This is a genomic window from Pseudorhodoferax soli (assembly GCF_003337555.1).
Lineage (GTDB): Bacteria > Pseudomonadota > Gammaproteobacteria > Burkholderiales > Burkholderiaceae_C > Pseudorhodoferax > Pseudorhodoferax soli.
Map to the genome: position 1 here is coordinate 330,458 of NZ_QPJK01000009.1, position 23,055 is coordinate 353,512.

A 23,055-nucleotide genomic window follows, 5' to 3' on the forward strand; every position below is an offset into this window, starting at 1 on the left:
TCAGAGGATGGCCTTGACGCTGCTGTAGGGCAGCGTCTTGCCGCCGGCCAGTTGCAGTGTCAGGACGTTGTTGTCGTTGCTCACGCCTTCGACGCGGGTGCGCTGCAGCGCGGTGGCGGTGACGGCGGTGTTGCTGGCGGTCGGCATCACGGTGAAGGTCAATGCCTCGCTGCCGCTGTACTTGGTGGCGTCCCACTCGAAGGCGTGGCGCCCGGCAGCCAGGCCGCCCATGTCGATGGTGTCCACCAGCGTGCCGCCGGCCGTGCGCACCTGCACCTTCACGTTGTCGGCGTTGGTGGCCAGGTCGAAGCCGCCGCGGCCCACCTTGTCCGTCACCTGCAGAGCAGAGCCCTCGGTCAGCACGTCGTGGCCGACCATCGCCGCGCCCTGCAGGGCCTGCATGGAGGCCATCTGCGCCAGCACGTTGTTGACGGTGGAGTTCAGGTTCTCGATGCCGGTGACGGTGTTGAGCTGCGCGATCTGCGAAGTCATCTGCGCGTTGTCCAGCGGGTTCATCGGGTCCTGGTTGTTGAGCTGCGCGACCAGCAGCTTGAGGAAGCGGTCCTGCACCGCCTGCGCGCTCGAGTCGTTCTTGTTCGTGCCGCTGGTGGTTCCGGTGCCGGCGCTGCTCGTGCCGTTGAGGGAGTTCAGGACGTCGGTGCCGATGGCCATGGTGTGTGTCTTTCAGGTTGCGCGGGCTCACTGGCCCATCTGCAGTGTCTTGAGCAGCAGCGTCTTGGCCGTGTTCATGACTTCCACGTTGTTCTGGTAGGAGCGCGAGGCCGAGATCATGTTGACCATCTCCTCGACCGCGTTGACGTTGGAGTGCGTCACATAGCCTTCCGCGTCGGCCAGCGGATGGTTCGGGTCCAGCACCTTGCGGGCCGGCGCATCGCTTTCGGTCACCTGGCGCACGGCCACGCCGGCGGCGCTGTCGGCGCCCATCAGCGTGGTCTGGAACACCACCTGCCGCGCCTTGTAGGGCTGGGCGTCGGGGCCGGCCACGGCGTCGACGTTGGCCAGGTTGGAGGCCACCACGTTGAGCCGTTGCGACTGGGCGCTGATGCCGCTGCCCGAGACGCCGAAGATCGAGAACATCGACATGGCGAAGCTCCTTATTGCCCCTGGATGGCCGTGAGCATGGTCTTGGCCTGGCCGTTGATGAAGCGCAGCGCGGCCTCGTAGCGCACGGTGTTGTCGACGAAGTTGGCGCGTTCGCGGTCCAGGTCCACCGTGTTCTGGTCCAGGTTGGGCTGGGCTTGCACGCTGTAGCCGAGCTCCGGATCGCTCTGGTGCGACAACTCGCCGATGCGCGAGAACGGCAGGTGGCCGGCCGCGGTGCGGGCCTGGCCGGTGGAGACCACGTAGCCCTTGTCGCCTTGCATCATGCCCTTGAGCGCATCGCCGAACTTGTAGTCGCGTGCGACGAAGCCGGGGGTGTCCACGTTGGCGATGTTGCTCGCAATGGTGCGCTGGCGCTCCGAGCGCAGCAGCAGGGCGCGGGCCTGGAAGTCCAGCGTGCCGGTCAATTTGTCCAACATGGGCATCACCTCTTGCGATGGGTTGGCTCCGCCACGGGTGTGGACGGAGCTGGGGGTGCCGGGAATTGTGGAAGTCCGCCGCGGGCACGAAACCGCGATGAAGGGCGTGTTTGGCGCGCAGTTCGCGGTTTCGCCCGCGGCCGGTCTGCCTACAGTTGCGGCTGTCCCATTCACGCTTGCAGGAGGTGCTCCCATGGGCTTTGCTCAAAGGCTTCGCCAATGCGCGCTGCCGCTGGCCGCCGCGCTGTGCGCCCCTGCCTGGGCGCAATACGAACAGGTCAGCCAGCAATGGGTGGACCAGGCACTGGCCCAGCTGCCGGCGGACGCCAAGGGGCCGCTGCGCATGGAAGTCAGCGTGGGTGCGCTGGACAGCCGCCTCAAGCTGGCGCCCTGCGCCCAGGTGGAACCCTATCTGCCGCCCAACACCCGGCTGTGGGGCCGCACCCGGCTCGGGCTGCGCTGCGTCGACGGCGCAACGCGCTGGAGTGTGTTCCTGCCGATCACGGTCAAGGCCTTCGGGCCGGCCTGGATGTTGCGCGGGCCGGTGGCCCAGGGCGCGGTGCTGACGGCCGCCGATGCCGAGCAGGGCGAGGTCGACTGGGCCGAAGACCGCTCGCCCGTGCTGGCCGATCCCGCGCTGTGGGTTGGCCAGATCGCCACGCGCAGCTACATGCCGGGCCAGGCCATCCGCCAGTCCATGGTGCGCGCGCCGCTGGCCTTCCAGGCCGGGGCCCAGGTGCGCGTGGTGGCCCAGGGCTCCGGTTTCTCGATCAGCTCGGACGGCCAGGCGCTGTCGGTCGGCGTGATCGGCCAGGCAGCGCGCGTGCGCATGGACAACGGGCGCATCCTGACGGGTACGGTGCTGGACGCCCGTACAGTCGAGCTGTCCATGTGACCCCTGGTCACCAAGGAATTCCCATGTTGGCCCTCAAGTCGCTCTGGAAACTGCCGATAGCATCTGCACGATGCCCTTTTCACAGGGGCCATGGAGAGTGCAATGAAGATCGGACAGACGCCCGACCCGAACCCGGGAATCACCCCGGCCAAGCGGCCCGGGCCAGAAACGGAAGCCGCCGCCCAGGCGAAGGCGGCCGCTGTCCGCACGCCTGCGGCCACGCCGGGCGCTTCGGTCAGCGTTTCCACGCTGGGCAAGACGCTGGAAGCCACGCGCCGCGCGGATGCAGGCGACATCGACCAGGCCAAGGTCGACGAGATCAAGGCGGCGATCGCGGACGGCAGCTACCAGATCAGCCCCGAAGCCATTGCCGACAAGATGCTCGCCAATGCGCAGGAAATGCTGCAGCCCAAGCGGGGCGCCAGCAACCACTGAGGCTGGGCCACAGCCTGAACCGGAGCCACCGCCATGGTGGCTGACGCCTTTCTCCACCAGCTCGCCGAGGCCGAGGCGCAGCTCGATTCCCTGACCCATTTGCTGCTGCTAGGCGATGCGCCTGCCTACGAGGCGGGTGCGCTCGCGTTCCGGCAGGCCCTGGTGCAACTGGCCCATGCCGCGGCCGACCAGCCCAGGCCGGTTTCCGATGCCGTGGCCACGCGGCTGGCGCAGCTGGCGCGTGCGCTGGTGCAGCAGCGGGACCAGCTGGCGCGCCGCGCCGTGGTGGTGGCGCGCAGCCTGGCCGTGGTGTTGCCGCAGGCGCAGCCGACGTACCAGGCGCCGGGGCGCCGTGCCTCCTTCAGCGGGGCGGCGCCGCAGATCTACTCGGCGCCGGCGCGCTGAGCGGGATCGTCCGCCGCATGCAAAAACGCCCTGCAGTGCAGGGCGTTTTGCTTTGCATGCGACATGTCGACATGCGGCATGCGGGATGGGAAATGTGGATGCGGTGCGCCGGCTCAGTGCGCCCGCATCTTCGCGCGCAGCCGCGCGACGGACTGGCTGTGCAACTGGCACACGCGCGATTCGGTGACGCCCAGCACGGCGGCGATTTCCTTGAGGTTGAGGTCCTTCTCGTAGTACATGCTCATGATGTACTGCTCGCGCTCGGGCAGCGATTTGATGGCCTCCACCAATGCGCTGCGCAGGCGGTCGTTGCGCAGCAGATTCAGCGGGTCGGCCTCGGTGTCGCCGGTGTGGCGGTCGAGGAAGCCCTCGGTGTCCTCGCCGCCGCCCATGTCTTCCAGGTACACGAGCTGGGTGCCGCGCACCTTGTCCAGCAACTCCTGGTATTCGCCGAGCGCCATGCCCAGTTCGGCGGCGATCTCGGACTCCTTGGCGCTGCGGCCCAGGCGCTGTTCCACGCGCTGCACGGCGCGTTCGATGTCCTTCTGGCTCTTGCGCGAGCCGCGCGACATCCAGTCGCCCTCGCGCAGCTCGTCGATCATGGCGCCGCGGATGCGCTGGGTGGCGAAGGTCTCGAACTGCACGCCCTGGGCCGCCTCGTAGCGCGTCAGCGCCTCGGACAGGCCGATCATGCCGACCTGGATCAGGTCGTCCAGCTCCACATTGGCCGGCAGCTTGGCGATCATGTGGTGCGCCAGGCGGCGCACCAGCGGCACGTACTGCCGGATCATGTGCTCGCGGTCGAGTTGGCCTTTGGCGGTGTACATGTCAGTCGCCTCCCGTCGCCTGCAAGCGGTGATGGGCGTGGTGGGCTGGTGAGGTGGAGCGTACGTGCAATTGCACCTCAGGCCATGAAGGGAACGGCGCCGTTCTCGAGCAGGCGCAGCGCCAGCCGGCGCACGTCGTCGCTGCGTTGCTCGGCTTGCGGTTCGCTGCGCACGGTGATCATGTCGGTCTCGCAACCCAGGAAGGTCAGGGCGCATTTTTGCAGACTTCGGCCGGTTGTACGGGCCAATTGGTCTGCGTTCCGGAGCGACGAAGTGATGAGCGAGACGAGCGTGGGGGCCAGCCGGCCCTCCTGCTGGAATTGCTTGAGCGTGCGGTAGCCGCGCAGCAGCGCATGGCGGCCCGGGGCCACGGCCAGCACCGGCTGCGCCGCGCTGCCGGCCAGCACCGGGATCAGCAGCTCGGCGCGGGCGTAGACCACCAGCACGCCGCAGCCCTGGAACAGCGATCCGAGCAGGTCCAGCGGCCTCGGCCGCGCCTGTCCGAGCGCGCGCAGGCCGACGGCGGCGGGCATCACGGCCCAATCGGAATCGTCGGTCGCCCCCAGCGCGCCCCAGGGCGTGTGCTGCATGAGATCGACCAGTCCGGGATGGGTGGGCGATTCCAGGCTGGTGCCGTCCAGCACCACGGGCGGATACCCATAGCTCTGCAGCGCCTGGCACAGCTGCCACAGCAAGGCCTGCTCGTGCCGCTCCTCGCCCTGGCTGACGAGCGTGATGAGCCGGGCCGGCGCGGGCGGGCGGGCCTGGCGCAGGCTGGCGCCTTGGTCTGCGAAGGCGTCAAGCATGGGCGCGCTCGCCACGCAGCGGGGTCGCCCCGGCCGTCGAGAAGATGAAGTTCAGATCGGCCGCCTTGGGGTCGTAGGCCGAACGCACATTGCTGCGCATGGAGGCGGCCACCAGCTTGGCCGCATCGGCGCGCTCGAAGTCCTCGGGCACGCGCTGGCCGTTGCAGATGCCGCGCACCAGCAGCTGGTGGCGGATCGTGGCATCCAGCGCCGGGCCGAGTTTCACGGCCTCGTCCACCTTGGACAGGATGGTCTGCTGCACGCCGCCGGTCTTGAAGGCGCCCATCACGTCGTCGAGCTGGTCGCCCTGGCCGCCGGCATTGACCACCAGCAGGCGCTGCACGCCGGGCAGGTCCAGCATGTCCAGCATGCCTTGCTTGCGCGGGTCGCGCGGGGCCACGCCGGTGGTGTCCACCAGCACCATCTTCTTGTTGGCCAACAGGCCCAGCAGGTCCTGCAGCGCGGCGCGGTCGTGCGCCAGGTGCGCCACCACGCCCAGCATGCGGCCGTAGCTGCGCAGCTGCTCGTGCGCGCCGACACGGTAGGTGTCCAGCGTGATCAGGCCCACGCTGGCTGCGCCGTGCTCCTGCACGCAGTGCGCGGCGAGCTTGGCGGCGGTGGTGGTCTTGCCCACGCCGGTGGCACCGACCAGCGCGAACACGCCGCCTTCGCTGTACAGCGGTGCGGCCGCTTCGTCGGTGTGCAGGTTGCGCTGCAGCACCTCGATGATCCAGTGCACGGCTTCTGCCGCGGAGAAATCGGCGGGCATGCGCTCCAGCAGCGCGCGCGCCAGGCTGGGGGAATAGCCGCCGCGGATCAGCTTGAGCATGAGGTTGGACTGGATCGGGTCCTGCTTGGCCTGGCCCAGCCAGGCCAGCGTGCTGAAGCGCTCCTCGATCATCTCCTTCATGGCCTGCAGCTCGTCCACGATGCCCTGCGAGGCCGGCGCCGCCACGGGTGCGGCAGGGCCGGGCTGCGGCCGGGTGCGCAGCACTTCCTTCACGAAGGGCAGGGCATGTGGCATGGGCTTGGGTGCCACCGGCTTGGGCGCAACGGCGGCCTGCGCCGCGTTTGCGGCCTCAAGCCGTTCGGCCAGCTGCGCGAGCTGCACCGAGGCAGCCGGCTTGCGCAGCGTCTGCACTTCGCGATCGGCACGCTCGGACAGCGTGGAAGGCTTGGCGATGATGGGCGCGACGGCTGGTGCGGCCGCGCGCGATGGCGCGGGCTTCGCCGGTGCCGGCGTGTTGCCCATGGCCTCGTGGCGGCGGCGCAGCATGCGCTCGCGCACATAGTCCTGGAACGACAGCGTGCTCATGGCGAGCTGCTCGGCGTCCTCGGCCACGGGCGTCTTCTCGGCGGCCATGGCCATGCGGCGCGGTGCGGGGCGGGGCGGCGCGGCCGTGGCCTGCTCGGGCGGCGCACCGACGGTGTCCTCGGCCGTGGCCATGACTTCCACGCCGGTGGCGGTCTGGCGGTTGGACAGGATCAGCGTGCCATCACCGAATGCCATCCGGGCCTTGGCCAAGGCTTCGCGCGAGGTCGCGGCGGTAAAGCGTTGAATGTTCAATTTGCACCTCTGAGGATGGGGCCGATACGGATGGAATGCGTTTCAGGGATTTCGCTGTGCCCCAGCACCTGCAGCCGGGGGGCGACGCGCCGTACCAGGCGCGAGATGGCGTTGCGGATCTGGTCGGGCACCAGCAGGCAGGCCGGCACGCCGAGCTCTTCCTGGCGCATGGCCACGTCGGCCGCGTTCTTGGTCAGCAGCTCGGCCACGCTCGGGTCGAGCGAGGGGCCAGCGGCGCTGCCCAGGGCCTGCACCAAGAGTCGCTCCAGTGCGGGCTCGATGGCGATCACATTGAGTTCGCGCGTCGGGCCGTAGATCTGCTGCACGATGGCCGGGGCCAGCGCGATGCGCACGCGGCGCGCCAGCTCCAGCGGGTCGCTGACGCTGCCGGCATGCTCGGCCAGCGATTCGACGATGCTGCGGATGTCGCGGATGTGCACGGATTCCTCCAGCAGCAGCTGCAGCACCTTCTGGAACGTGGCCAGCGGCACCATCTTCGGTACCACTTCCTCGATCAATTTGGGAGCCAGACGCGTCACGTGTTCCACCAGTTGCTGTGTCTCGGTGCGGCTGAGCAGACGGGCCGCCTGCACCTGCATCAAGTGTGACAAGTGGGTGGCCATCACGGTCTCCGAATCAACGACCGTAAAGCCGGCCAATTGCGCGGCTTCCTTCTGCCGCTCGTCGATCCAGTGGGCCGGCAGGCCGAAGGCCGGGTCGGTGGTGGCGGTGCCGATCAGCGGCGTGCTGATGCCGCCCGGGTTGATGGCCAGGTACATGCCCGGGTAGGCCTCGCCCTCGCCGACCACCACGCCGCGCAGCAGGATGCGGTAGGCGCTGGGCTTGAGCTCCAGGTTGTCGCGCACATGCACGGCCGGCGGCAGGAAGCCCACCTCCTGCGCGAACTTGCGGCGCACGCCCTTGATGCGGTTGAGCAGGTCGCCCTGGCGCGTCTTGTCGACCAGGGTGATCAGCCGGTAGCCGAGCTCCAGACCCAGCAGGTCGACGGGCTGCAGGTCGTCCCAGCTGGCCTCGTTGTCGGCAGGTGCCGGCGGCGGGCCGGCCACAAGCGTGCCCTCCTTGGGCTTGTTGGCCATGCGCCAGGCCAGGTAGCCCAGCACCGAGGCTACGCCCAGGAACACCACGTGCGGCATGTTGGGCACCAGGCCCAGCAGCGCCAGGATGCCGGCCACGATGCCCAGCGCGCGCGGCGAGTCGAACATCTGCGCGACGATCTGCTTGCCGATGTCCTTGTCCTTGCCCACGCGCGAGACCACCATGGCGGCCGCCACGGAGATCAGGAGGCCGGGGATCTGCGCCACCAGCGCGTCGCCGACGGCCAGCAGGATGTAGGTGTCGGCGGCCTGGCCGGCCGACAGGCCGTGCTGCAGCATGCCGATGGCGAAACCGCCGACGATGTTGATGACCAGGATCAGGATGGCGGCGATGGCGTCGCCGCGCACGAACTTGCTGGCGCCGTCCATGGAGCCGAAGAACTCGGCCTCCTCGGCCACCTCGGCGCGGCGGCGCTTGGCCTCCTTGTCGTCGATCAGGCCGGCGTTGAGGTCGGCGTCCACCGCCATCTGCTTGCCGGGCATGGCGTCCAGCGTGAAGCGGGCCGAGACCTCGGCGATGCGCTCGGCGCCCTTGGTGATCACGATGAAGTTGATCACCACCAGCACCAGGAACACGATCAGGCCGACCGCGAAGTTGCCGCCGATCAGGAAGTGGCCGAAGGCCTCGATCACGGCGCCGGCCGCGCTCGCGCCGGTGTGGCCTTCCATGAGCACCACGCGCGTGGTCGCCACGTTCAGCGACAGCCGCATCAGCGTGGTCAGCAGCAGCACCGCCGGGAAGGCGGAGAAATCCAGCGGCCGCACCATGTAGGCGGCCACCATCATCACCATCAGCGCCATCGCGATGTTGATGGTGAAGAAGGTGTCCAGCATCCACGTCGGGATCGGCAGCACCATGAGCGAGAGGATCGCCACCACCAGCACCGGTGCGGCGACGCCGCGCACATGCGAGGCGTGGCGCTGGAACGAGGCGAGCAGGGATTGCGGAGAGGTGGGCATCAGCGCGGCTCCACGGGCTTGATTTCATCCAGCGGCGCGTCCGGGTCGGCGGCGCTGGGGGCGGTCTCGGCCACAACCGTCTTGCCCAGCGGGTCCAGTTCCGGCGGCACGAACGGTTCGGGCTGTTCCTCTGGCATGGGGCCATCGCCGCGCATCGCGGCTTTCAGGCGGTAGACGTAGGCCAGGATCTGGGCCACCGCCGTGTACAGCGCCGAGGGGATCTCCCCCTCCAGCTCGGCGTGGGCGTACAGCGCGCGCGCCAGCATGGGCGACTGCAGCACCGGCACGGCATGCAGTTGTGCCACCTCGCGGATGCGGAAGGCCAGCAGGTCCGCGCCCTTGGCGATCACCTGCGGCGCCGCCATGGTTTTCTCGTCGTAGCGCAGCGCCACGGCGAAGTGGGTCGGGTTCATGAGCACGAAATCGGCCTTGGGCACGGCCTGGATGCTGCGGCGGTTGGCGATCTCGCGCGCGCGCTGGCGCAGCTTGCCCTTGAGCTGCGGGTTGCCCTCGGATTCCTTGTGCTCCTGCTTGACCTCCTGGTGCGACATCTTGAGGCGCGACTTGTGCAGGAACAGCTGCATCGGCACGTCGAACATGGCGACCGCGAAGACCACCAGCAGCAGCAGCGAGATGCCCTTGGTCAGCCAGTCGCCCAGCAGCACGATGGAGCGGGGCGAGGGCTGCAGCACCATCATGGCCACGGTCTCGATGCTGCCCTTCAGGTACAGCCAGGCCACGATGCCCAGCACGATGGTGATGGCCAGCAGCTTGGCCGTCTCGACCACCTTTTCCTTGCTGAACATCTTGCCGAAGCCGCTGAGCGGGTTCAGGCGGTTCAGGTCCGGCGTGATGGGCTTGGTGGTGACGACCCAGCCGCCGGCGGCGATGGTGCTGCCCACGGCGGCCACCAGCACGATGGCGGCCAGCGCCAGCGCCACGATGAGGCCGGCCAGCGTCATGCTCTGCAGCCGGTCCAGCATCTGCAGCGGTTGCAGCAGCGTGTCGGCGCCGAAGCGCAGCTGGTGGTGCAGCGCCAGCTGCAGGCGGTTGAACATCCAGGGCGCCAGCCCCAGCAGCGCGAAGGCGCCCACGCCCAGCACCGCCAGGTTGGACAGGTCGCGCGATCGGGCGATCTGGCCATCCTTGCGCGCCTGTTGGAGCTTGCGCTCCGACGCGGGCAGGTTGCGGTCTTGGCTGCTGGATTCCATGGATGTGGCTCGGGGTGAGCCGCATTGTCTGGAACCGGGGGCGCAACGAAAGCGCGATAAGAAGGGGCTTGGCGCCCCTAATCCACCAGCCCGCGCCAGGGTGGCGCGGGGGTCAGAAGCCCAGGCTGGCGAGCAGGTCGTCGACCTGCGATTGGTCGGTGACCACGTCTTCGCGGCTGTCGCCGTCGACCACCGGGCCCTGCAAGCCGGCGGCACGCGCGGGCGTGGCCGGCGGGACGGGGGCGGTCTGGATCAGCAGGTTGACCAGCTGCTCCTCGATCGTCGCGGCCAGGTTGACCACGCGGGCGATGACCTGGCCCGTGAGGTCGTGGAAGTCCTGCGCCATCATGATCTCGGTCAGGTGCTGGTCGATCTCGCGCGAGGCTTTGTCCACATCGCCGAGAAAGTTGTACACCACGCCACGCGCCACGGCCGCCACAGGGTCCTTGACCAGCAACTCGCCCACGCGCCGGGTTTCGGCCGCGATGAAATCGTGCTGGGTCTTGGCCTGTTCCACACGGCTCAACACCTTCTCGGCCGCCTCGCCCGTGAGCCGGGCGATGTAGGTCAGCCGGCTTTGCGCGTCGGGCAGTTCGTCGACGCTGCCGCGCAGCTTGTCGGCATAGCCCAGCTCGGCCAGGCTGTCGTGCAGCTGGCGCGTGAGCAGTCCGAGCTTGTGGTGGACGTCCTGTGTGGCGTCGTCGGGCACGGCGGGGGTGGGCGAAGCAGGCTGCGGAATCGATTCGCTGGTCTGCATGGCTGCCCTTACAGACCGAGCTTCTTCAGGATGTGGGCCACCTTCTCCTCGAGCGTGGCCTTGGTGAACGGCTTGACGATGTAGCCGGCCGCGCCACCCTGGGCGGCTGCCACGATGTCTTCCTTGCGGGCCTCGGCCGTGACCATCAGCACCGGCAGGTGTTTGAGCTTCTCATCCGCCTTGATCTGCGTGAGCAGCTCGAAGCCGTTCATGTTGGGCATGTTGATGTCGCTCACCACGAAGTCGAAGCGGCCGTTGCGCAGCTTGTTCAGCGCGGCAACGCCGTCTTCGGCCTCCTCGGCATCGGCGTAGCCGGCTTCCTTGAGCAGGTTGCGCACGATGCGACGCATGGTCGAGAAGTCATCGACGATCAGAAAACGAAGTTCGGCCACGGTTGCCCCTCGTGATTGGCGTTGACGGAATGAAGGCGCATGGATCGAGCTCTCGGTGTCCTCATGGTGGGGTGCCTTTCGGGGCCGGGCCAGGCCCGGTTTCGAACAGCGGCGCGCCCTGCGTTGGCGTAGTCGGGGCTATTGTGGCATCACCAGCGGGCGCACTGCCCATCAGGCGCTCCTCTGCCTCGCGGGTCAGCACGGTCAGGGTGATGCGGCGGTTGACGGGCGCATTCGGCGTCTTGGGCTCCAACGGGCTGCTGGCGGCGAGGCCGACCACGCGGCCGAGCTTGGCGTCGGGCATGCCGGCGGCCACCAGCTCGCGGCGCGAGGCGTTGGCGCGGTCGGCCGACAACTCCCAGTTGCTGTAGCCGCGCTCGCCGTTGCCGTAGGGCGTGGCATCGGTGTGGCCGGCCAGGCTGATGCGGTTCTCCACATCGTTCAGCGCCGCCCCGATCTCGCGCAGGATGTCGCGCATGTAGGGTTTCACCAGCGCGCTGCCGCTGTCGAACATGGGCCGGTTCTGGTCGTCCACGATCTGGATCTGCAGCCCGTCCGGCGTGGTCTCCAGCCGGATCTGCGAGCGGTATTCGTTGAGCTTGGGCGTGTTGGTGATCAGCGCCTCGATGCGGGTGCGCAGGTCGGCGATGCGCCGGGCATCCTGGCGCGCCGCCTCGGCCTTGGCCTGCTGGGCGCTCTGGCGTTTCCTGGCGGTGTCGTCGGCCTGGCCGCGCGCGGTCTGGCCCACCTTCTCGGTCAGGTCCTTGCCGCCGCCGGGCAGGATGGAATTGCTGGAGCCGGCACCGGTGCCGCCCATCAGCGCCACCTTGAGCGGGGCGTTGAAGTAGTCCGACAAGCCCTTGCGGTCGCCCTCGGAGGTCGAGCCCAGCAGCCACATCAGCAGGAAGAAGGCCATCATGGCCGTCACGAAGTCGGCGTACGCGATCTTCCACGCCCCGCCATGCGCCGCATGGCCGGACTTCTTGATCTTCTTGACGATGATCGGTTGGAGTTTCTTGGCGTCGCCGGCCATGGCTCAGGCTCCCGCTACTTCTTCTTCACGTGCGCTTCCAACTCGGCAAAGCTGGGGCGCTCGGTCGAGAACAGCACCTTGCGGCCGAACTCGATGGCGGTGGACGGGTTGTAGCCCTGCATGCTGGCCAAGAGCGTGGTCTTGATGCACTGCAGTTCCTTGGCGGCGTCCTCGCTCTTTTGTTCCAGCAGGCCGCCGAGCGGTTCCACCACGCCGTAGGCCAGCAAGATCCCGAGGAAGGTGCCCACCAGCGCGGAGGCGATCATGCCGCCCAGCACAGCCGGTGGCTGGCCGACCGAGCCCATGGTGTTCACCACGCCCAGCACGGCGGCCACGATGCCGAAGGCCGGCAGCGCGCCGGCCAGGCGCGCGATGGCAGCCACCGGGGCATGGGCTTCCTGGTGGTGGGTCTCGATCTCGCTGTCCATCAGCGACTCGATCTCGTGCGCGTTGAGGTTGCCCGACACCATCATGCGCAGGTAGTCGGTCATGAACTCCACGACATGGTGGTCGCTGCCCACCGTGGGGTATTTCTTGAAGATCTCCGACTGCTCGGGCTCTTCCACGTCCTTCTCGATCGCCATCAGGCCCTCCTTGCGGGCCTTCTGCAGAATGTCGTAGAGCAGCGCCATGAGCTCCAGGTAGCGCTCCTTGGTGAACTTGGAGCCCTTGAACGCGGTGGGCAAGGCCTTGAGGGTGGCCCGGAGCACCTTGGGCTGGTTGTTCACCGCGAACGCACCCAGCGCGCCGCCGAAGATGGTGATCAGCTCGAACGGCAGTGCCGTCAGGATCACGCCGATGTTGCCGCCGTGAAAGACATACACCCCAAAGATGCAGCCCATGGCGACGACGTAGCCGATGATGACGATCATGTGCGGTGCAGGTGGTGGCGGAGCGGAGGCCTTTGGCGGCCCAGTACAGGGCCGAAGCCCAAGCTATTTGCTTGGGAATGTATCGGATGAACCCCGGGATACGAAGATTTTGAAACGCCAATAAGCGGCGCAAAGGTGACGTACATCGGCTGGAGGCGGGAGGGCCGCACGATGGGCGGTCCTAATAGAGCGCTATCCGCGCCTATATCCAGGCTTTCCCGGTTGGATCGTGCGCTATTCTCGGAAGCCCATGCCTGCCTCGCCGACCCTGCCGAATCTCACCGACAACGCCACCGCGCCTGCCTCCGCCAGTGTCGCGGCCAGGATGCTGGAGGCCAAGCAATGCGAGGCGCGCAAGGACCTCGCGCGCGCGCTGCTGTGCTACATGGACGTGCTTGCGCAGGAGCCACGCCATATCGAGGCCTGGTGCGCCGTCGGCCACATCATGGTGCTGTCGCAGGACTGGCAGAAGGCCATTCCCGCGCTGGAGATCGCACTGCAGCTGCGCCCGGGCCAGCCGCACGCGCGCCGGCTGATGGCGCTGGCCATGTTGCAGGTCGGCCGGGCCGACGAGGCGCGCGCAATGATCGAAGAGGCCGCGCGCAGCGGCGGCGATGCCTCCGTGTGGGTGCTGCGGGCCTCGATTTTGGGCACCATCGACCGCGATCCGGCGCGCACGCGCGTCGTTTTCGAGGACTGGGGCCGCCGCTTCGCCGACCCGCTCACGCGCAAGTCCAAGCCCTTCTCCCGCGCCGGCCAGGATCCGCTGCGGCGCCTGCGCATCGGCTATGTCACAGCCGACTTCCGGCAGCACTCCGTGGCCTTCTTCATGCGTCCGGTGCTGCAACACCACGACCCTGCCCAGGTCGAAGTCCACGTGTATTCGAGCGGCCCGACCGACGCCGTCACTGCGCAGCTGCAGGCCCTGGTGCCGCACTGGCACGACGTGCGCGAGCTGGACGACGCAGCCCTGTACCACAAGATCCGGGCGGACCGCGTTGATGTGCTGATCGACCTGTCCGGTCACACGACCGGCAACCGGCTGATGGTGTTTGCCGGGCGCGCCGCGCCGGTGCAGGTCACCTGGCTGGGCTTCATGCAGACGCTGGGCATGCAGGCCATGGACTGGCGGCTGACCGACTGGGGCGCCACCCCGGCCGGGCACGAGGCCTTCTACACCGAGAAGCTGTTTCGGCTTGCATGCCTGGCCAGCTACTGCCCGCCGCCCGACGTGCCGCTGCGCGCGCGGCCGCCGATGCTGGACAACGGTTTCCCGACACTGATCTCGCTGAACAACTCCGTCAAAGTCACCGATGCCATGCTGCGCGTGTGGGCGCGCGTCCTGGCAGCCCGGCCGGACGCGCAACTGGTGCTGATGGTCAAGGAGACCAACGACGAGGCCGCCCGCGCCGTCATGCAGCCGCGCATCGAGGCCGCGGGCCTGCCGTCGGAGCGCGTGGCCGTGCTGTCGCAGCTACCGCTGGCGGACTTCATGAAGCTGGCCGCCTTCGCCGACATCGCCGTGGACACCGCGCCGCTGTCAGGCGGCACCACCACCATGCATGCGCTGTGGATGGGCCTGCCGGTGGTCGCGTTGAACGCCGTCCGGGCCATCGATGCCGCCAGCGCCCGCACGCTGCAGGGCATCGGTCTTGGACGCTGGGTGGCGGCCGATGAGGACGCGTACGTGGCTCTCGCGCTGGACCTGTTGGCCGATGCCGACCGGCTAGAACGCGAGCGCGGCGCTGCGCGTGCGGCGCTGCAGGCCAGCGTGCTGATGGACTACCGCGCGCGCACGACCGAGCTGGAGCAGGCTCTGCGCCTGATGTGGGCCAACCACGTTGGCGGCCATGCGCCGCGCGCCATGGATCTGGGCTGGGACGTCGCCCGCGCGATGGCCAAGGCATGAGGGCGGACCCGTGAGCAGCCGGCCCCCTGCGATCGCCGTGCCGCTGCTGGTGCCGGACCTGCCCGCGCCGCAGCAGTTGCTGCCATACCTAGAGCGCATGCATGCGGCACGCCACTATTCCAATTTTGGGCCGCTGGTCGGCGAACTGGAGCAGCGCCTCGCGCAGGGCCAGTCGGCCGAGGTCGTCACCGTCGCCAGCGCGACGCTGGGCCTGGAGCTCGTGCTGTCGGCGCTGGCGCTGCCGCCACGCTCGCGCGTGCTGGTGCCGGCACTGACCTTTGTCGCCACCGCTACGGCCGTGGCCCGTGCCGGACACGTGCCGGTGCTGTGCGACGTGGACGCCGCCAGTTGGCTGCTGACGCCGACGATCGCCGCGCGTGCGGTCCGCGATCTCGGCGCGCAGGCGGTGCTGCCCGTGGCGACATTCGGCGCACCGCAGGACATGCGCGCCTGGGCGGCGTTCGAGCAGGCCACCGGCCTGCCCGTCGTCGTCGATGCCGCCGCCGCGTTCGGCAGCCAGACCCTGCAAGGCGCGGCCGGCAGGCTGGTGTTCAGCCTGCACGCGACTAAGAGCCTGCCGGCCGGCGAGGGGGGCGTGGTGGTCAGCAGCGACGCCGCGTTGATTGCGCGGGTGCGGCAGCTGTCCAATTTCGGCATTCAACTGCAGCCCGGCGGCTCGGTCCCGGTCGGCCATCTGGCGGCTGTCGGCACCAACGCCAAGCTGAGCGAGTACCACGCTGCCGTGGGGCTCGCCGCGCTGGACCGTTGGGATGAAGGCGCGCAGCGCCGGCGCCATCTGCTGGCGCGGCTGCGTGCGGCGCTGGACGCGGCCAGCGGCGGCGCACTGGGCTGGCAAGACCTCGGCCCGCAGCCGCTGGCGGCGCCCGTCGCGCTGTGCGTGCGCCTGGGCAGCGCGGCGCGGCGCGTGCAACTCGAACGGCTGTGCAAGCGCCTGGGCATCCTGACGCGCCGCTGGTACCAGCCGTTGCTGAGCGAGGTCCAGGGCGGCACGCAGCGGTGGGAGGCCGGCGCGTTGCCGAACGCGCGCGCCATCGCGCAGGACCTTCTGGGCCTGCCCTTTTTTCCTGCCATGGACGAGGCCCAACAGGCATTGCTGGCAACCGTGGTTCGGGAAGTGTTTTGTGCGGCCGCCACACCAGCGGCGGCCGCGGTTTGACGCCACACATTCATTGATGGAGAGATAACGTGGAAACGATGCAGGCATTCATTGACAAGTTCCTCGAGGCCGTCGATTTCGAGACATCGGTCGAAGTGACGGAGACGACCCCGCTGGCGGACCTGCCCGAATGGGATTCCCTCGCCGCGCTGGGCGTGATCGTGATGGCCGACATGGAGTACGGCAAGACCATTGCTGGCGAAGACCTCAAGAAATGCACGACCGTGGGCGACCTGGGTCGCCTCATTGCCGGCTGAGCCGGCGCGAGACAGCCATGCCATACGTTTGCATCGACAACGTGCGGATCGCTGGCATCGCGAGCTGCGTGCCTCGCAATGCCGTTTCCAATCTGGACTGCCCCCCGGAGCGCCTTGCGGAGCGCCAGCGCCTGGTGCGCAACATCGGCATCGAGCACCGCCGCCTCGCCGATGCCGACGTATGCCTTTCGGATCTGACACAGCATGCCGCTGAACGGCTGCTCTCGGATCTGGGATGGTCGCGCGATGAAGTCGACGCCGTGATCGTCGTGACGCAGTCGCCCGATCATCCCTATCCCGGTAACGCGATCCTGCTGCAGGACCGTTTGGGCCTTCCTCAGAGTTGCCTGGCCTTCGACATCAACCTGGGTTGTTCCGGCTATCCCTATGGCTTGTTCGTGCTGGCGAGCATGATGTCCGCTGGCAAGCTCAAGAAGGCGCTGCTGCTGGTTGGCGACAAGTCGACCAATCCGAATTCGGAGGACCAGGGTTTCGTCGTGCTCTTCAGCGACGCCGGCACGGCGACTGCGCTGGTCTACGACGATGCCGCGCCGCGCATGCATTTCGACCTGAACAGCGATGGCAGCGGCTACCGAGCGATCTATTGCCCGGCTGGCGGCAACCGCGTGCCGATCCAACCTGAACATCTGGTGCCCAAAGCCGACGACGCTGGCGTGGTGCGCCGGGCGGTGGACATCGTGCTGGACGGCCCGGCCATTCTGAATTTCTCGATCACGCGCATTCCGCCAGCTGTCGAGTCGCTGCTGCGGCAAGCCGGGGTTGCGGCCGAGCAGGTGGACTACTTCTTTTTGCACCAGGCCAATCGCATGATCAATGAGACGATCCGCAAGAAGCTCCGCTTGCCGCCTGAGCGGGTGCCTTCGACGTTGCGCGAGTTCGGCAACACCAGTTCGGCCTCCATCCCCATCACGATGACGGTGGCGGCTGGCGGAGCGCTGGCCGCGGGCGGACAGCGGGTTGTCATGAGCGGCTTCGGTGTCGGCCTGTCATGGGCCAGTTGCCTGGTCGACTTCGGGCCGACCGTGATGTCGCCGCTGGTGGAGGTCTGAATTCATGCAAGTGACCAACCCGTTTGCATTGACGGGCCGAAGGATCCTGGTGACGGGCGCCAGCTCCGGCTTGGGTCAGGCCGCGGCTGTCGCCATTGCAGCCATGGGCGGTGAGGTCATTGGCATAGGGCGGGACGCCGCGCGGCTCGAACGGGTCGGCGCGGAGCTTGCCGCGGCGGGTCCCGCCGCCCATCGCATGTTGCGCGCCGACCTGACCGATGCTGCGCAGCGAGAGGCCTTGCTGGAGCAACTTGGTGCGCCTGTGCAAGGTGTCCTGCACTGCGCAGGTATCTCGCGCCTGAGCCCTGTACGGCTGATGACGGAAAACCATCTGCGCGAGGTGCAGGCCATCAACTTCGATGCCCCCGTGATGCTGACGCAGGCGTTGCTCAAGCGTGGTTTGGTGGCACCGGGCGGTTCGCTGGTGTTCGTGTCGTCGATCGCAGCGCATATCGGTGTGGCCGGCGTCGGCGCTTACTCGGCGACCAAGGCCGCGTTGATCGCGTTTGTGCGCTGTCTGGCCATGGAGGTCGTCAAGCGCAAGATCCGCGCAAACTGCTTGTCGCCTGCTCTGGTCGAGACGCCATTGCTGGAAGCAACCGCGCGCGTGACCGGCGGATTGGAAGACGAGCGCAAGAACTACCCACTGGGTTTCGGCAAGCCGGAGGATGTGGCCAACGCAGCCGTGTTCCTGCTGTCCGATGCGAGCCGCTGGATCACCGGAACGACGCTGGTCATGGACGGCGGACTGACGATTTCGTGACCATGGGTTCTGATCGCTGCCAGGCCTTGATCGTCGGTGCGCGCGGCTTTGGCCGCGAAGTTCGTAGCGCAGCCATCTATTTCCTATCCGACACCAGCCGTTGGGTCACGGGCACAGCCCTGGTAATGGATGGCGGGCTGACGGCGCTCTGAGCACGAACCGGAAATGAACGATATGCAGCGCAATCTGCTGACTGGACCGGGCAACCTGGCGCGGTGCTTCGCCTTCCGTTGAAGCATGGCCACCGGTCTGATTGAGCCCTGCCTCTACAGGGACCCCGCGCACCATGCGCAGGAGTTGCACGGGTTGTTTCGGCAGTCCTGGGTGTTTGCCGGTTTGCTGCTGGAATTGCAGGGGCTTGCGCACCAGGTCGTGCGCATCGCGAACACGGAGGTGCTGCTGCAATGCGACAGGAGCGGCAAGCCGCGTGCGTTCCTGAACGTCTGCGCGCACCGTCATGCCCAGCTGTGCAGCCCGGGCAAGCATGAAGGCGCGGTGCGCTGCCCTTATCACGGCTGGGTCTATGACCGGGAGGGTGTCCCCGTGGGCATTCCGGGCAAACAGGCATTCCCCGAAGTGGTGGCGCAGCCGGAGCAGTACCGGCTGGCCGAGTTCAACTGCGAAGCCGTCGGGCAGTTTGTCTTCGTGCGCCTGGCGAGCGCAGGCCCTGGCCTGCGCGACTGGTTGGGCACGCAATACGAATTTCTGGAGCGTGCCAGCCTGGGCATGAGCGGCATCACCGACGAGTTCCGCAAGAGCGTGGACGCCAACTGGAAGGTCGTCATCGAAAACTCGCTGGAGGGCTATCACGTGCCCGCCGTGCATTCCACCACCTTCATGCAGGTGGACGGCATGAGCCGCGAGGAAGCCGCCCCTGTTTTCTTTCTGGGCGACCCGCGCCACAGCCACCTGGAGCACCCGGCCAACGCGGACTGGGTCGCCAGTTTCGCGCGCATGGAGCGCAAGATCGGCCGCTGGCCCTGGCGCTTCGAGCACTACACGCACCGCCTGATCTTCCCGAACCTGACGGTCACGTCCTTCATGGGCTATAGCTTCCACATCCAGCGCTTCGACCCCACCGCGCCGGAACTGACCACCGTGCATTCGCGCACCACGGGCGTGAAGTTCGAGGGCGGCACGGAAATGGGTCGCAAGATGATGGAGCGCATCTACGCCGACGGCCAGGCCTTCACCGACAAGGTGTTCGGCGAGGACAGCGGCATCTGTGCCAAGGTGCAGGCGGGTTTGCGCAACGCGCAGCGGCTGGCGGTGCTGGGCGAAGGCATCGAAGACCGCGTGCGGCATTTCCAGCGTGCGTATGTGGCGGCGACGAAATGAAGAACCTCATCATCATTGGCGCAGGCGGATTCGGGCGCGAGGTTTTGATGACGGCCATCGACAACCCGTGCAATGGCGCGGATTGGCTCATCAAGGGCTTCCTCGACAACCGCCCAAACATCCTCGACGGTTTCGCGCAGGATGCGAACAAAGTGGCCTATGCCATAGATTTTTCCGAAGAGAAGCGCATGCGCTACCGCCGGGACCATCCCATCCTCGGCGACCCGCTGACCTACGAACCACAAGAAGGCGATGTCTTCCTTTGCGCACTGGGTGATCCCGCCCAGCGGCGGAAATACGTCGAACCATTGCTGGCCAAAGGCGCCGAGTTTGTCCGCCTGGTACATCCGCTAGCGGCGGTTTCCGCCTTTGCCAGCGTCGGGCCGGGCAGCATCATTGGCGCTTATGTCAGCCTGTCGCCCGATTGCCATGTCGGCCAGCACTGCACCGTCAGTTACGGTGCAGTGCTGGGGCACGACACCACGGTTGCGGATTGGGCGGAAATAGGCACGCGCTGCCTCGTCAGCGGCAATGTCAAGATTGGCTCTGCCGCTCGCGTCTATCCGGGCGCGATCATCATCCCGAAAGCACACATCGGCGAACACGCCGTGGTCGCCGCAGGCAGCGTCGTATTCAAACCCGTCAAGGCACACACCACCGTGATGGGCAACCCGGCACGAACATTCAATTGGAAATAGGCTTTTGATGTCTTTTGACCTCAGCAACTATGACTTGAGCGCTGCTGCCACGCAAAAGGCACGAGAAAAGCTGATCGACGTGGTCAACCGGTGCCGAAATGATCGCTACGCCTTCTTTCCGGAGAACGTCTTCGAGATGGTGGCTGGGCCACAGGCACCGCGCGTGGTGGTGTTCAGCACCCGTGGCCCGGATTGCGGTCACCATGTTGAGCAGATTTCGGCTGCAGCCCGGCTCAAGGGAGGCTATATCGAGGCGCTGGTGCATGACCCAAGCGATACCGAGAACCGCAACAATCCAGCCTTGTCGGCCTACAAACAAATCACGTTGGAAGAGTTCTTTGCCGACACGGCTGCTTTTGCCGGCTGCTTGATCGTTGACCGCACCAGCACTTGGTATCCAGCCGTCCGCTACAAGACCAAGCTCAAGCAGGCTGGCTTCAATGTGCTGCGGCAGGAGCAATTCCTCAATGCACCCGGCTTGGAGGCCAGTGGCGGCTTCTACCGCGAACACGCCGACGTCATGCTGAATCGGTTCGAGGAATTCCTGGCTTTGGAGCGGATTTGGGGGGACGCTTTCTCGCGCCAGACCTATTACTACGCATTGGCATCGTTCATCAGCATGAACTACCAATACTTCGCATTCCATTGCGGAGATCACCTGCAAAGTTATTTTTCTCCGGATATTGACCTGAAACTGGGTCCCGACACCGTCTATGCAGACTGCGGCTCGCATGACGGCCGGGAAGTCCTTATTTTTTCCGAAAGGGTCAAGCATCAATTCAAAGCCGTGCATGCCTTTGAACCGGATCGCCGCAACTTTGTCCTGCTATCAAACACCGTGACCCGCCACATCGCACAGCATGGTGCGTTGCCGATCTATTGCCATGAATTGGGCGTGTTTGATCGCGATGGCTACCTGCATGCAGAGGGCCATGGCACGCAGGTCGTCATCACGGAGCAAACGGAAACGGCTGGCGCGGGCCTGCATGTTTGCAAGCTGGACAACATGCTCGACGAACTTGGGCACCTGCGCCTGGAAATCGAAGGCGCGGAACTTGCCGCCCTGCATGGTGCACGCCAACTCATCCTCAAGCACCGCCCCACCATGACGGTGTCGGTTTACCACAAAGCCTCGGATTTCCTGGAACTGCCCCGTTTCATCGAAGAGACCGGCCTGGACTACCAACTTTCCCTGCGCCATCAATCGCTGGAGCCCGGCGTGCTCTGCATTTACGCGGTTTGAGAAAAGCTTGCCATGCTGCCCTTGCTCAGACCCTTTCACTACACCGATAGCGACTGGTTCGCGCAGGAACAAACCCGCATCTTCGGTCGTCTATGGATTCTTGCGGCGGTCAAGCCAATGCTGGCCAAACACCGCGACTACCGCACGCTGACACTGGCCGGCAAGCAGGTCGTGCTGCAGAACCATGATGGCGTCATCCGTGCATTCAGCAACGTCTGTCGCCATCGCATGGCCCGGATCCAGAACGAGGAATTCGGCAACCGCGCGATGGTGTGCCCGTACCACAACTGGGCCTACGATGCGTGCGGCAAGCTGATCCACACCCACCGCGATCCAGCGGTATTCGGCTTCACGCCAGAGGAAACCGCCGACATCGGCCTGCCGCAATACGCCGTGGCAACCATCGGCAGTTTGGTGTTCGTCAATTTGAGCGACGACCCGCTGCCGATCGAGGAGCAATTCGACGACCACACGCGGGAACTGCTGGAACGCTACACGGCGCAGATGGACAGCAGCTTCATCTACACCCGCTACGAGGGCGCGTTCAACTGGAAGACCGGCATGGAGAACATCAAGGATGCACTGCATGTCCCTTGCCTGCACAAATCGACCTTCCCCACGTATTTCCGAGTCGACGTCATGGGGGATGAAGCCTTCCATGGCCGCGACAGCACATACCTGCCGCGCGATGACAGCCTGCGGCAAGCCACGTCCAGCGGCGGCCTCCGTTTCGCCCAGGATGGGGATGCTCCAGCGCACGAATGGAAACGGCTGGTGCATCGCCTGGACTGCCAGGGAAACTACCTGACGTTCCATCTTTTTCCCAATGTCAATCTGATGATCGTGGACGGCAGTTCGTTTGCCATCCAGATCTACAACCCGCTGGCCGCGGGACGTACTGAAATGCAGATGATGGTGGCATTGACCAGGCCTGTGGACGACTTCTCCTACAAGCCGGTGGTGCTGTGGGAGCATCTGGTCAGCGACATGACGGTGTTGCAGCAGGACATCGACTGCCTGGAAGCCTTGCAGACCGGGCTGGCATCCGCCCAGGACCACGGGTTCATCCATGGTGCTTATGAAACTGGCATCCTCGATTTTCAGGCTGCCTGTCTCCGGCAGATGCAGGTTGCGGAGAAGCCGCAATGAAAAAATTGTGGCTCTTCCATGCGGGCGGCGATCTGGAACACATACGGCACGAAATCCTGCGGGACGGGCAATATGAAATATCCGGCGTGCTTGAGTTGGAAGAGGGTGGTTATGGCGTGCCCCAGCCCCCGGATAAAGCCATCCTGGCGCAAGTGCGCCAGGACGGGGCTGCCTGTTTCATCATCGGCGATGCGCGGCTGCTCAACCAATCCCGCCTTGCGGCCTACATGGCGATAAAGGCGGGGGGGGTACGCATCATCCCGCTGAAAGCGCCGAGTAGCTCCGTCGCGGATGGCGTCAAACTCCGCGAAAACGTGTGGACCGGCCATGCCGCACGGGTGCTGCCCGGCGTCAGCATCGGTGCCAATACCTGGGTGATGCAAAACAGCGAGTTGGGCACCAACTGCAAGGTCGGCAGTTCCTGCTGGATAGGCCCGAATTGCCAAATCTCCGAGCGCGCGACTCTAGGCAAGAATTGCACGCTGGGGCACGGTACCGTCATCGGCCCGGCTGTGGCGCTTCCCGACTGGAGCACCATCGGAAACAACGTCACCATCACGCAATCCCCCGATACCACGCTGTTCATCGACCCGCGCTTTCGCGCGCCGGTTCGTATTTTCAATTGATAGAGAGCG

Annotated in this window: 26 protein-coding genes; 14 read left to right on the forward strand and 12 right to left on the reverse strand. The window is 66.5% G+C overall.

What is annotated here, in order from left to right; translation table 11 throughout:
• Genes DES41_RS28970 through flgB form a run of 3 tightly spaced genes read right to left on the reverse strand, consistent with a single transcriptional unit; the run spans nucleotide 1 to nucleotide 1,541 of the window.
• Complete coding sequence (locus tag DES41_RS28970) at nucleotides 1–672, reverse strand: flagellar hook assembly protein FlgD (RefSeq protein WP_114471081.1); 672 nt, start codon at nucleotides 670–672, stop codon at nucleotides 1–3.
• A 27-nt stretch (nucleotides 673–699) separates the two neighbouring features.
• Nucleotides 700–1,104 (reverse strand): flagellar basal body rod protein FlgC, encoded by a 405-nt coding sequence (gene flgC, locus DES41_RS28975; protein ID WP_056664028.1) that lies wholly within the window; start codon nucleotides 1,102–1,104, stop codon nucleotides 700–702.
• 11 nt (nucleotides 1,105–1,115) lie between these two features.
• A complete protein-coding gene (gene flgB / locus DES41_RS28980) occupies nucleotides 1,116–1,541 on the reverse strand; it encodes a flagellar basal body rod protein FlgB (protein ID WP_114471158.1) in 426 nt (141 codons plus the stop codon).
• A gap of 193 nt (nucleotides 1,542–1,734) precedes the next feature.
• Between flgB and flgA the strand changes: the two genes are divergently transcribed.
• The 3 genes from flgA (at nucleotide 1,735) to DES41_RS28995 (ending at nucleotide 3,276) form a co-directional block, all read left to right on the forward strand.
• On the forward strand, nucleotides 1,735–2,436 hold the full coding sequence (flgA, locus tag DES41_RS28985; protein ID WP_114471082.1) for a flagellar basal body P-ring formation chaperone FlgA: 702 nt from the start codon (nucleotides 1,735–1,737) through the stop codon (nucleotides 2,434–2,436).
• Nucleotides 2,437–2,538: 102 nt separating this feature from the next.
• Nucleotides 2,539–2,871, forward strand: a complete 333-nt coding sequence (flgM, locus tag DES41_RS28990) for a flagellar biosynthesis anti-sigma factor FlgM (protein ID WP_170168313.1) — start codon at nucleotides 2,539–2,541, stop codon at nucleotides 2,869–2,871.
• A 33-nt stretch (nucleotides 2,872–2,904) separates the two neighbouring features.
• Nucleotides 2,905–3,276, forward strand: a complete 372-nt coding sequence (locus tag DES41_RS28995; RefSeq protein ID WP_114471084.1) for a hypothetical protein — start codon at nucleotides 2,905–2,907, stop codon at nucleotides 3,274–3,276.
• A 113-nt stretch (nucleotides 3,277–3,389) separates the two neighbouring features.
• Here the strand turns inward: DES41_RS28995 and DES41_RS29000 are convergent, their stop codons facing one another.
• The 9 genes from DES41_RS29000 to motA form a co-directional block, all read right to left on the reverse strand.
• Nucleotides 3,390–4,103, reverse strand: coding sequence for an RNA polymerase sigma factor FliA (locus tag DES41_RS29000; RefSeq protein WP_114471085.1), 714 nt, complete (start codon nucleotides 4,101–4,103; stop codon nucleotides 3,390–3,392).
• A gap of 77 nt (nucleotides 4,104–4,180) precedes the next feature.
• Complete coding sequence (locus DES41_RS29005; RefSeq protein WP_114471086.1) at nucleotides 4,181–4,909, reverse strand: hypothetical protein; 729 nt, start codon at nucleotides 4,907–4,909, stop codon at nucleotides 4,181–4,183.
• The gene (flhF, locus tag DES41_RS29010; RefSeq protein ID WP_114471087.1) at nucleotides 4,902–6,476 is read right to left on the reverse strand and encodes a flagellar biosynthesis GTPase FlhF; all 1,575 of its coding nucleotides are present in this window, start codon (nucleotides 6,474–6,476) and stop codon (nucleotides 4,902–4,904) included. The genes DES41_RS29005 and flhF overlap by 8 nt, the downstream gene beginning before the upstream one ends.
• Nucleotides 6,473–8,551 carry a flagellar biosynthesis protein FlhA gene (gene flhA, locus DES41_RS29015; RefSeq protein ID WP_114471088.1) on the reverse strand — a complete coding sequence of 693 codons (2,079 nt, stop codon included), beginning with the start codon at nucleotides 8,549–8,551 and terminating at the stop codon, nucleotides 6,473–6,475. Before flhA ends, flhF begins: the two co-directional genes overlap by 4 nt.
• Nucleotides 8,551–9,762, reverse strand: a complete 1,212-nt coding sequence (gene flhB, locus DES41_RS29020) for a flagellar biosynthesis protein FlhB (RefSeq protein ID WP_114471089.1) — start codon at nucleotides 9,760–9,762, stop codon at nucleotides 8,551–8,553. The genes flhA and flhB overlap by 1 nt, the downstream gene beginning before the upstream one ends.
• Nucleotides 9,763–9,874: 112 nt before the next feature.
• On the reverse strand, nucleotides 9,875–10,519 hold the full coding sequence (locus tag DES41_RS29025; protein WP_114471090.1) for a protein phosphatase CheZ: 645 nt from the start codon (nucleotides 10,517–10,519) through the stop codon (nucleotides 9,875–9,877).
• An 8-nt stretch (nucleotides 10,520–10,527) separates the two neighbouring features.
• A complete protein-coding gene (gene cheY, locus DES41_RS29030) occupies nucleotides 10,528–10,911 on the reverse strand; it encodes a chemotaxis response regulator CheY (protein ID WP_281277241.1) in 384 nt (127 codons plus the stop codon).
• A 61-nt stretch (nucleotides 10,912–10,972) separates the two neighbouring features.
• On the reverse strand, nucleotides 10,973–11,944 hold the full coding sequence (gene motB, locus DES41_RS29035; protein ID WP_114471091.1) for a flagellar motor protein MotB: 972 nt from the start codon (nucleotides 11,942–11,944) through the stop codon (nucleotides 10,973–10,975).
• A gap of 14 nt (nucleotides 11,945–11,958) precedes the next feature.
• Entirely contained in the window at nucleotides 11,959–12,816 is an 858-nt protein-coding gene (motA, locus tag DES41_RS29040; protein WP_114471092.1) for a flagellar motor stator protein MotA, read from the reverse strand.
• Nucleotides 12,817–13,066: 250 nt separating this feature from the next.
• On the opposite strand from motA, the gene DES41_RS29045 reads away from it, so the two are divergent.
• The 11 genes from DES41_RS29045 (at nucleotide 13,067) to DES41_RS29095 (ending at nucleotide 23,046) form a co-directional block, all read left to right on the forward strand.
• Nucleotides 13,067–14,725, forward strand: a complete 1,659-nt coding sequence (locus tag DES41_RS29045; protein WP_114471093.1) for an O-linked N-acetylglucosamine transferase, SPINDLY family protein — start codon at nucleotides 13,067–13,069, stop codon at nucleotides 14,723–14,725.
• 10 nt (nucleotides 14,726–14,735) lie between these two features.
• The gene (locus DES41_RS29050; protein ID WP_211333106.1) at nucleotides 14,736–15,902 is read left to right on the forward strand and encodes a DegT/DnrJ/EryC1/StrS family aminotransferase; all 1,167 of its coding nucleotides are present in this window, start codon (nucleotides 14,736–14,738) and stop codon (nucleotides 15,900–15,902) included.
• A gap of 38 nt (nucleotides 15,903–15,940) precedes the next feature.
• Entirely contained in the window at nucleotides 15,941–16,159 is a 219-nt protein-coding gene (locus DES41_RS29055; RefSeq protein ID WP_114471094.1) for an acyl carrier protein, read from the forward strand.
• 17 nt (nucleotides 16,160–16,176) lie between these two features.
• Nucleotides 16,177–17,229 carry a ketoacyl-ACP synthase III gene (locus DES41_RS29060; RefSeq protein ID WP_114471095.1) on the forward strand — a complete coding sequence of 351 codons (1,053 nt, stop codon included), beginning with the start codon at nucleotides 16,177–16,179 and terminating at the stop codon, nucleotides 17,227–17,229.
• A 4-nt stretch (nucleotides 17,230–17,233) separates the two neighbouring features.
• Entirely contained in the window at nucleotides 17,234–17,992 is a 759-nt protein-coding gene (locus tag DES41_RS29065; protein WP_170168315.1) for an SDR family NAD(P)-dependent oxidoreductase, read from the forward strand.
• 2 nt (nucleotides 17,993–17,994) lie between these two features.
• On the forward strand, nucleotides 17,995–18,144 hold the full coding sequence (locus tag DES41_RS39355) for an SDR family oxidoreductase (RefSeq protein WP_245965915.1): 150 nt from the start codon (nucleotides 17,995–17,997) through the stop codon (nucleotides 18,142–18,144).
• An 85-nt stretch (nucleotides 18,145–18,229) separates the two neighbouring features.
• A complete protein-coding gene (locus DES41_RS29075) occupies nucleotides 18,230–19,330 on the forward strand; it encodes an aromatic ring-hydroxylating oxygenase subunit alpha (protein ID WP_114471096.1) in 1,101 nt (366 codons plus the stop codon).
• A complete protein-coding gene (locus DES41_RS39650) occupies nucleotides 19,327–20,028 on the forward strand; it encodes a PglD-related sugar-binding protein (RefSeq protein ID WP_114471097.1) in 702 nt (233 codons plus the stop codon). Before DES41_RS29075 ends, DES41_RS39650 begins: the two co-directional genes overlap by 4 nt.
• Before the next feature lie 7 nt (nucleotides 20,029–20,035).
• Nucleotides 20,036–21,271, forward strand: coding sequence for an FkbM family methyltransferase (locus DES41_RS29085; protein ID WP_114471098.1), 1,236 nt, complete (start codon nucleotides 20,036–20,038; stop codon nucleotides 21,269–21,271).
• A 12-nt stretch (nucleotides 21,272–21,283) separates the two neighbouring features.
• A complete protein-coding gene (locus DES41_RS29090) occupies nucleotides 21,284–22,420 on the forward strand; it encodes an aromatic ring-hydroxylating oxygenase subunit alpha (protein ID WP_114471099.1) in 1,137 nt (378 codons plus the stop codon).
• Nucleotides 22,417–23,046 carry a DapH/DapD/GlmU-related protein gene (locus DES41_RS29095; protein WP_114471100.1) on the forward strand — a complete coding sequence of 210 codons (630 nt, stop codon included), beginning with the start codon at nucleotides 22,417–22,419 and terminating at the stop codon, nucleotides 23,044–23,046. The genes DES41_RS29090 and DES41_RS29095 overlap by 4 nt, the downstream gene beginning before the upstream one ends.
• The last annotated feature ends 9 nt before the right edge of the window (nucleotides 23,047–23,055 follow it).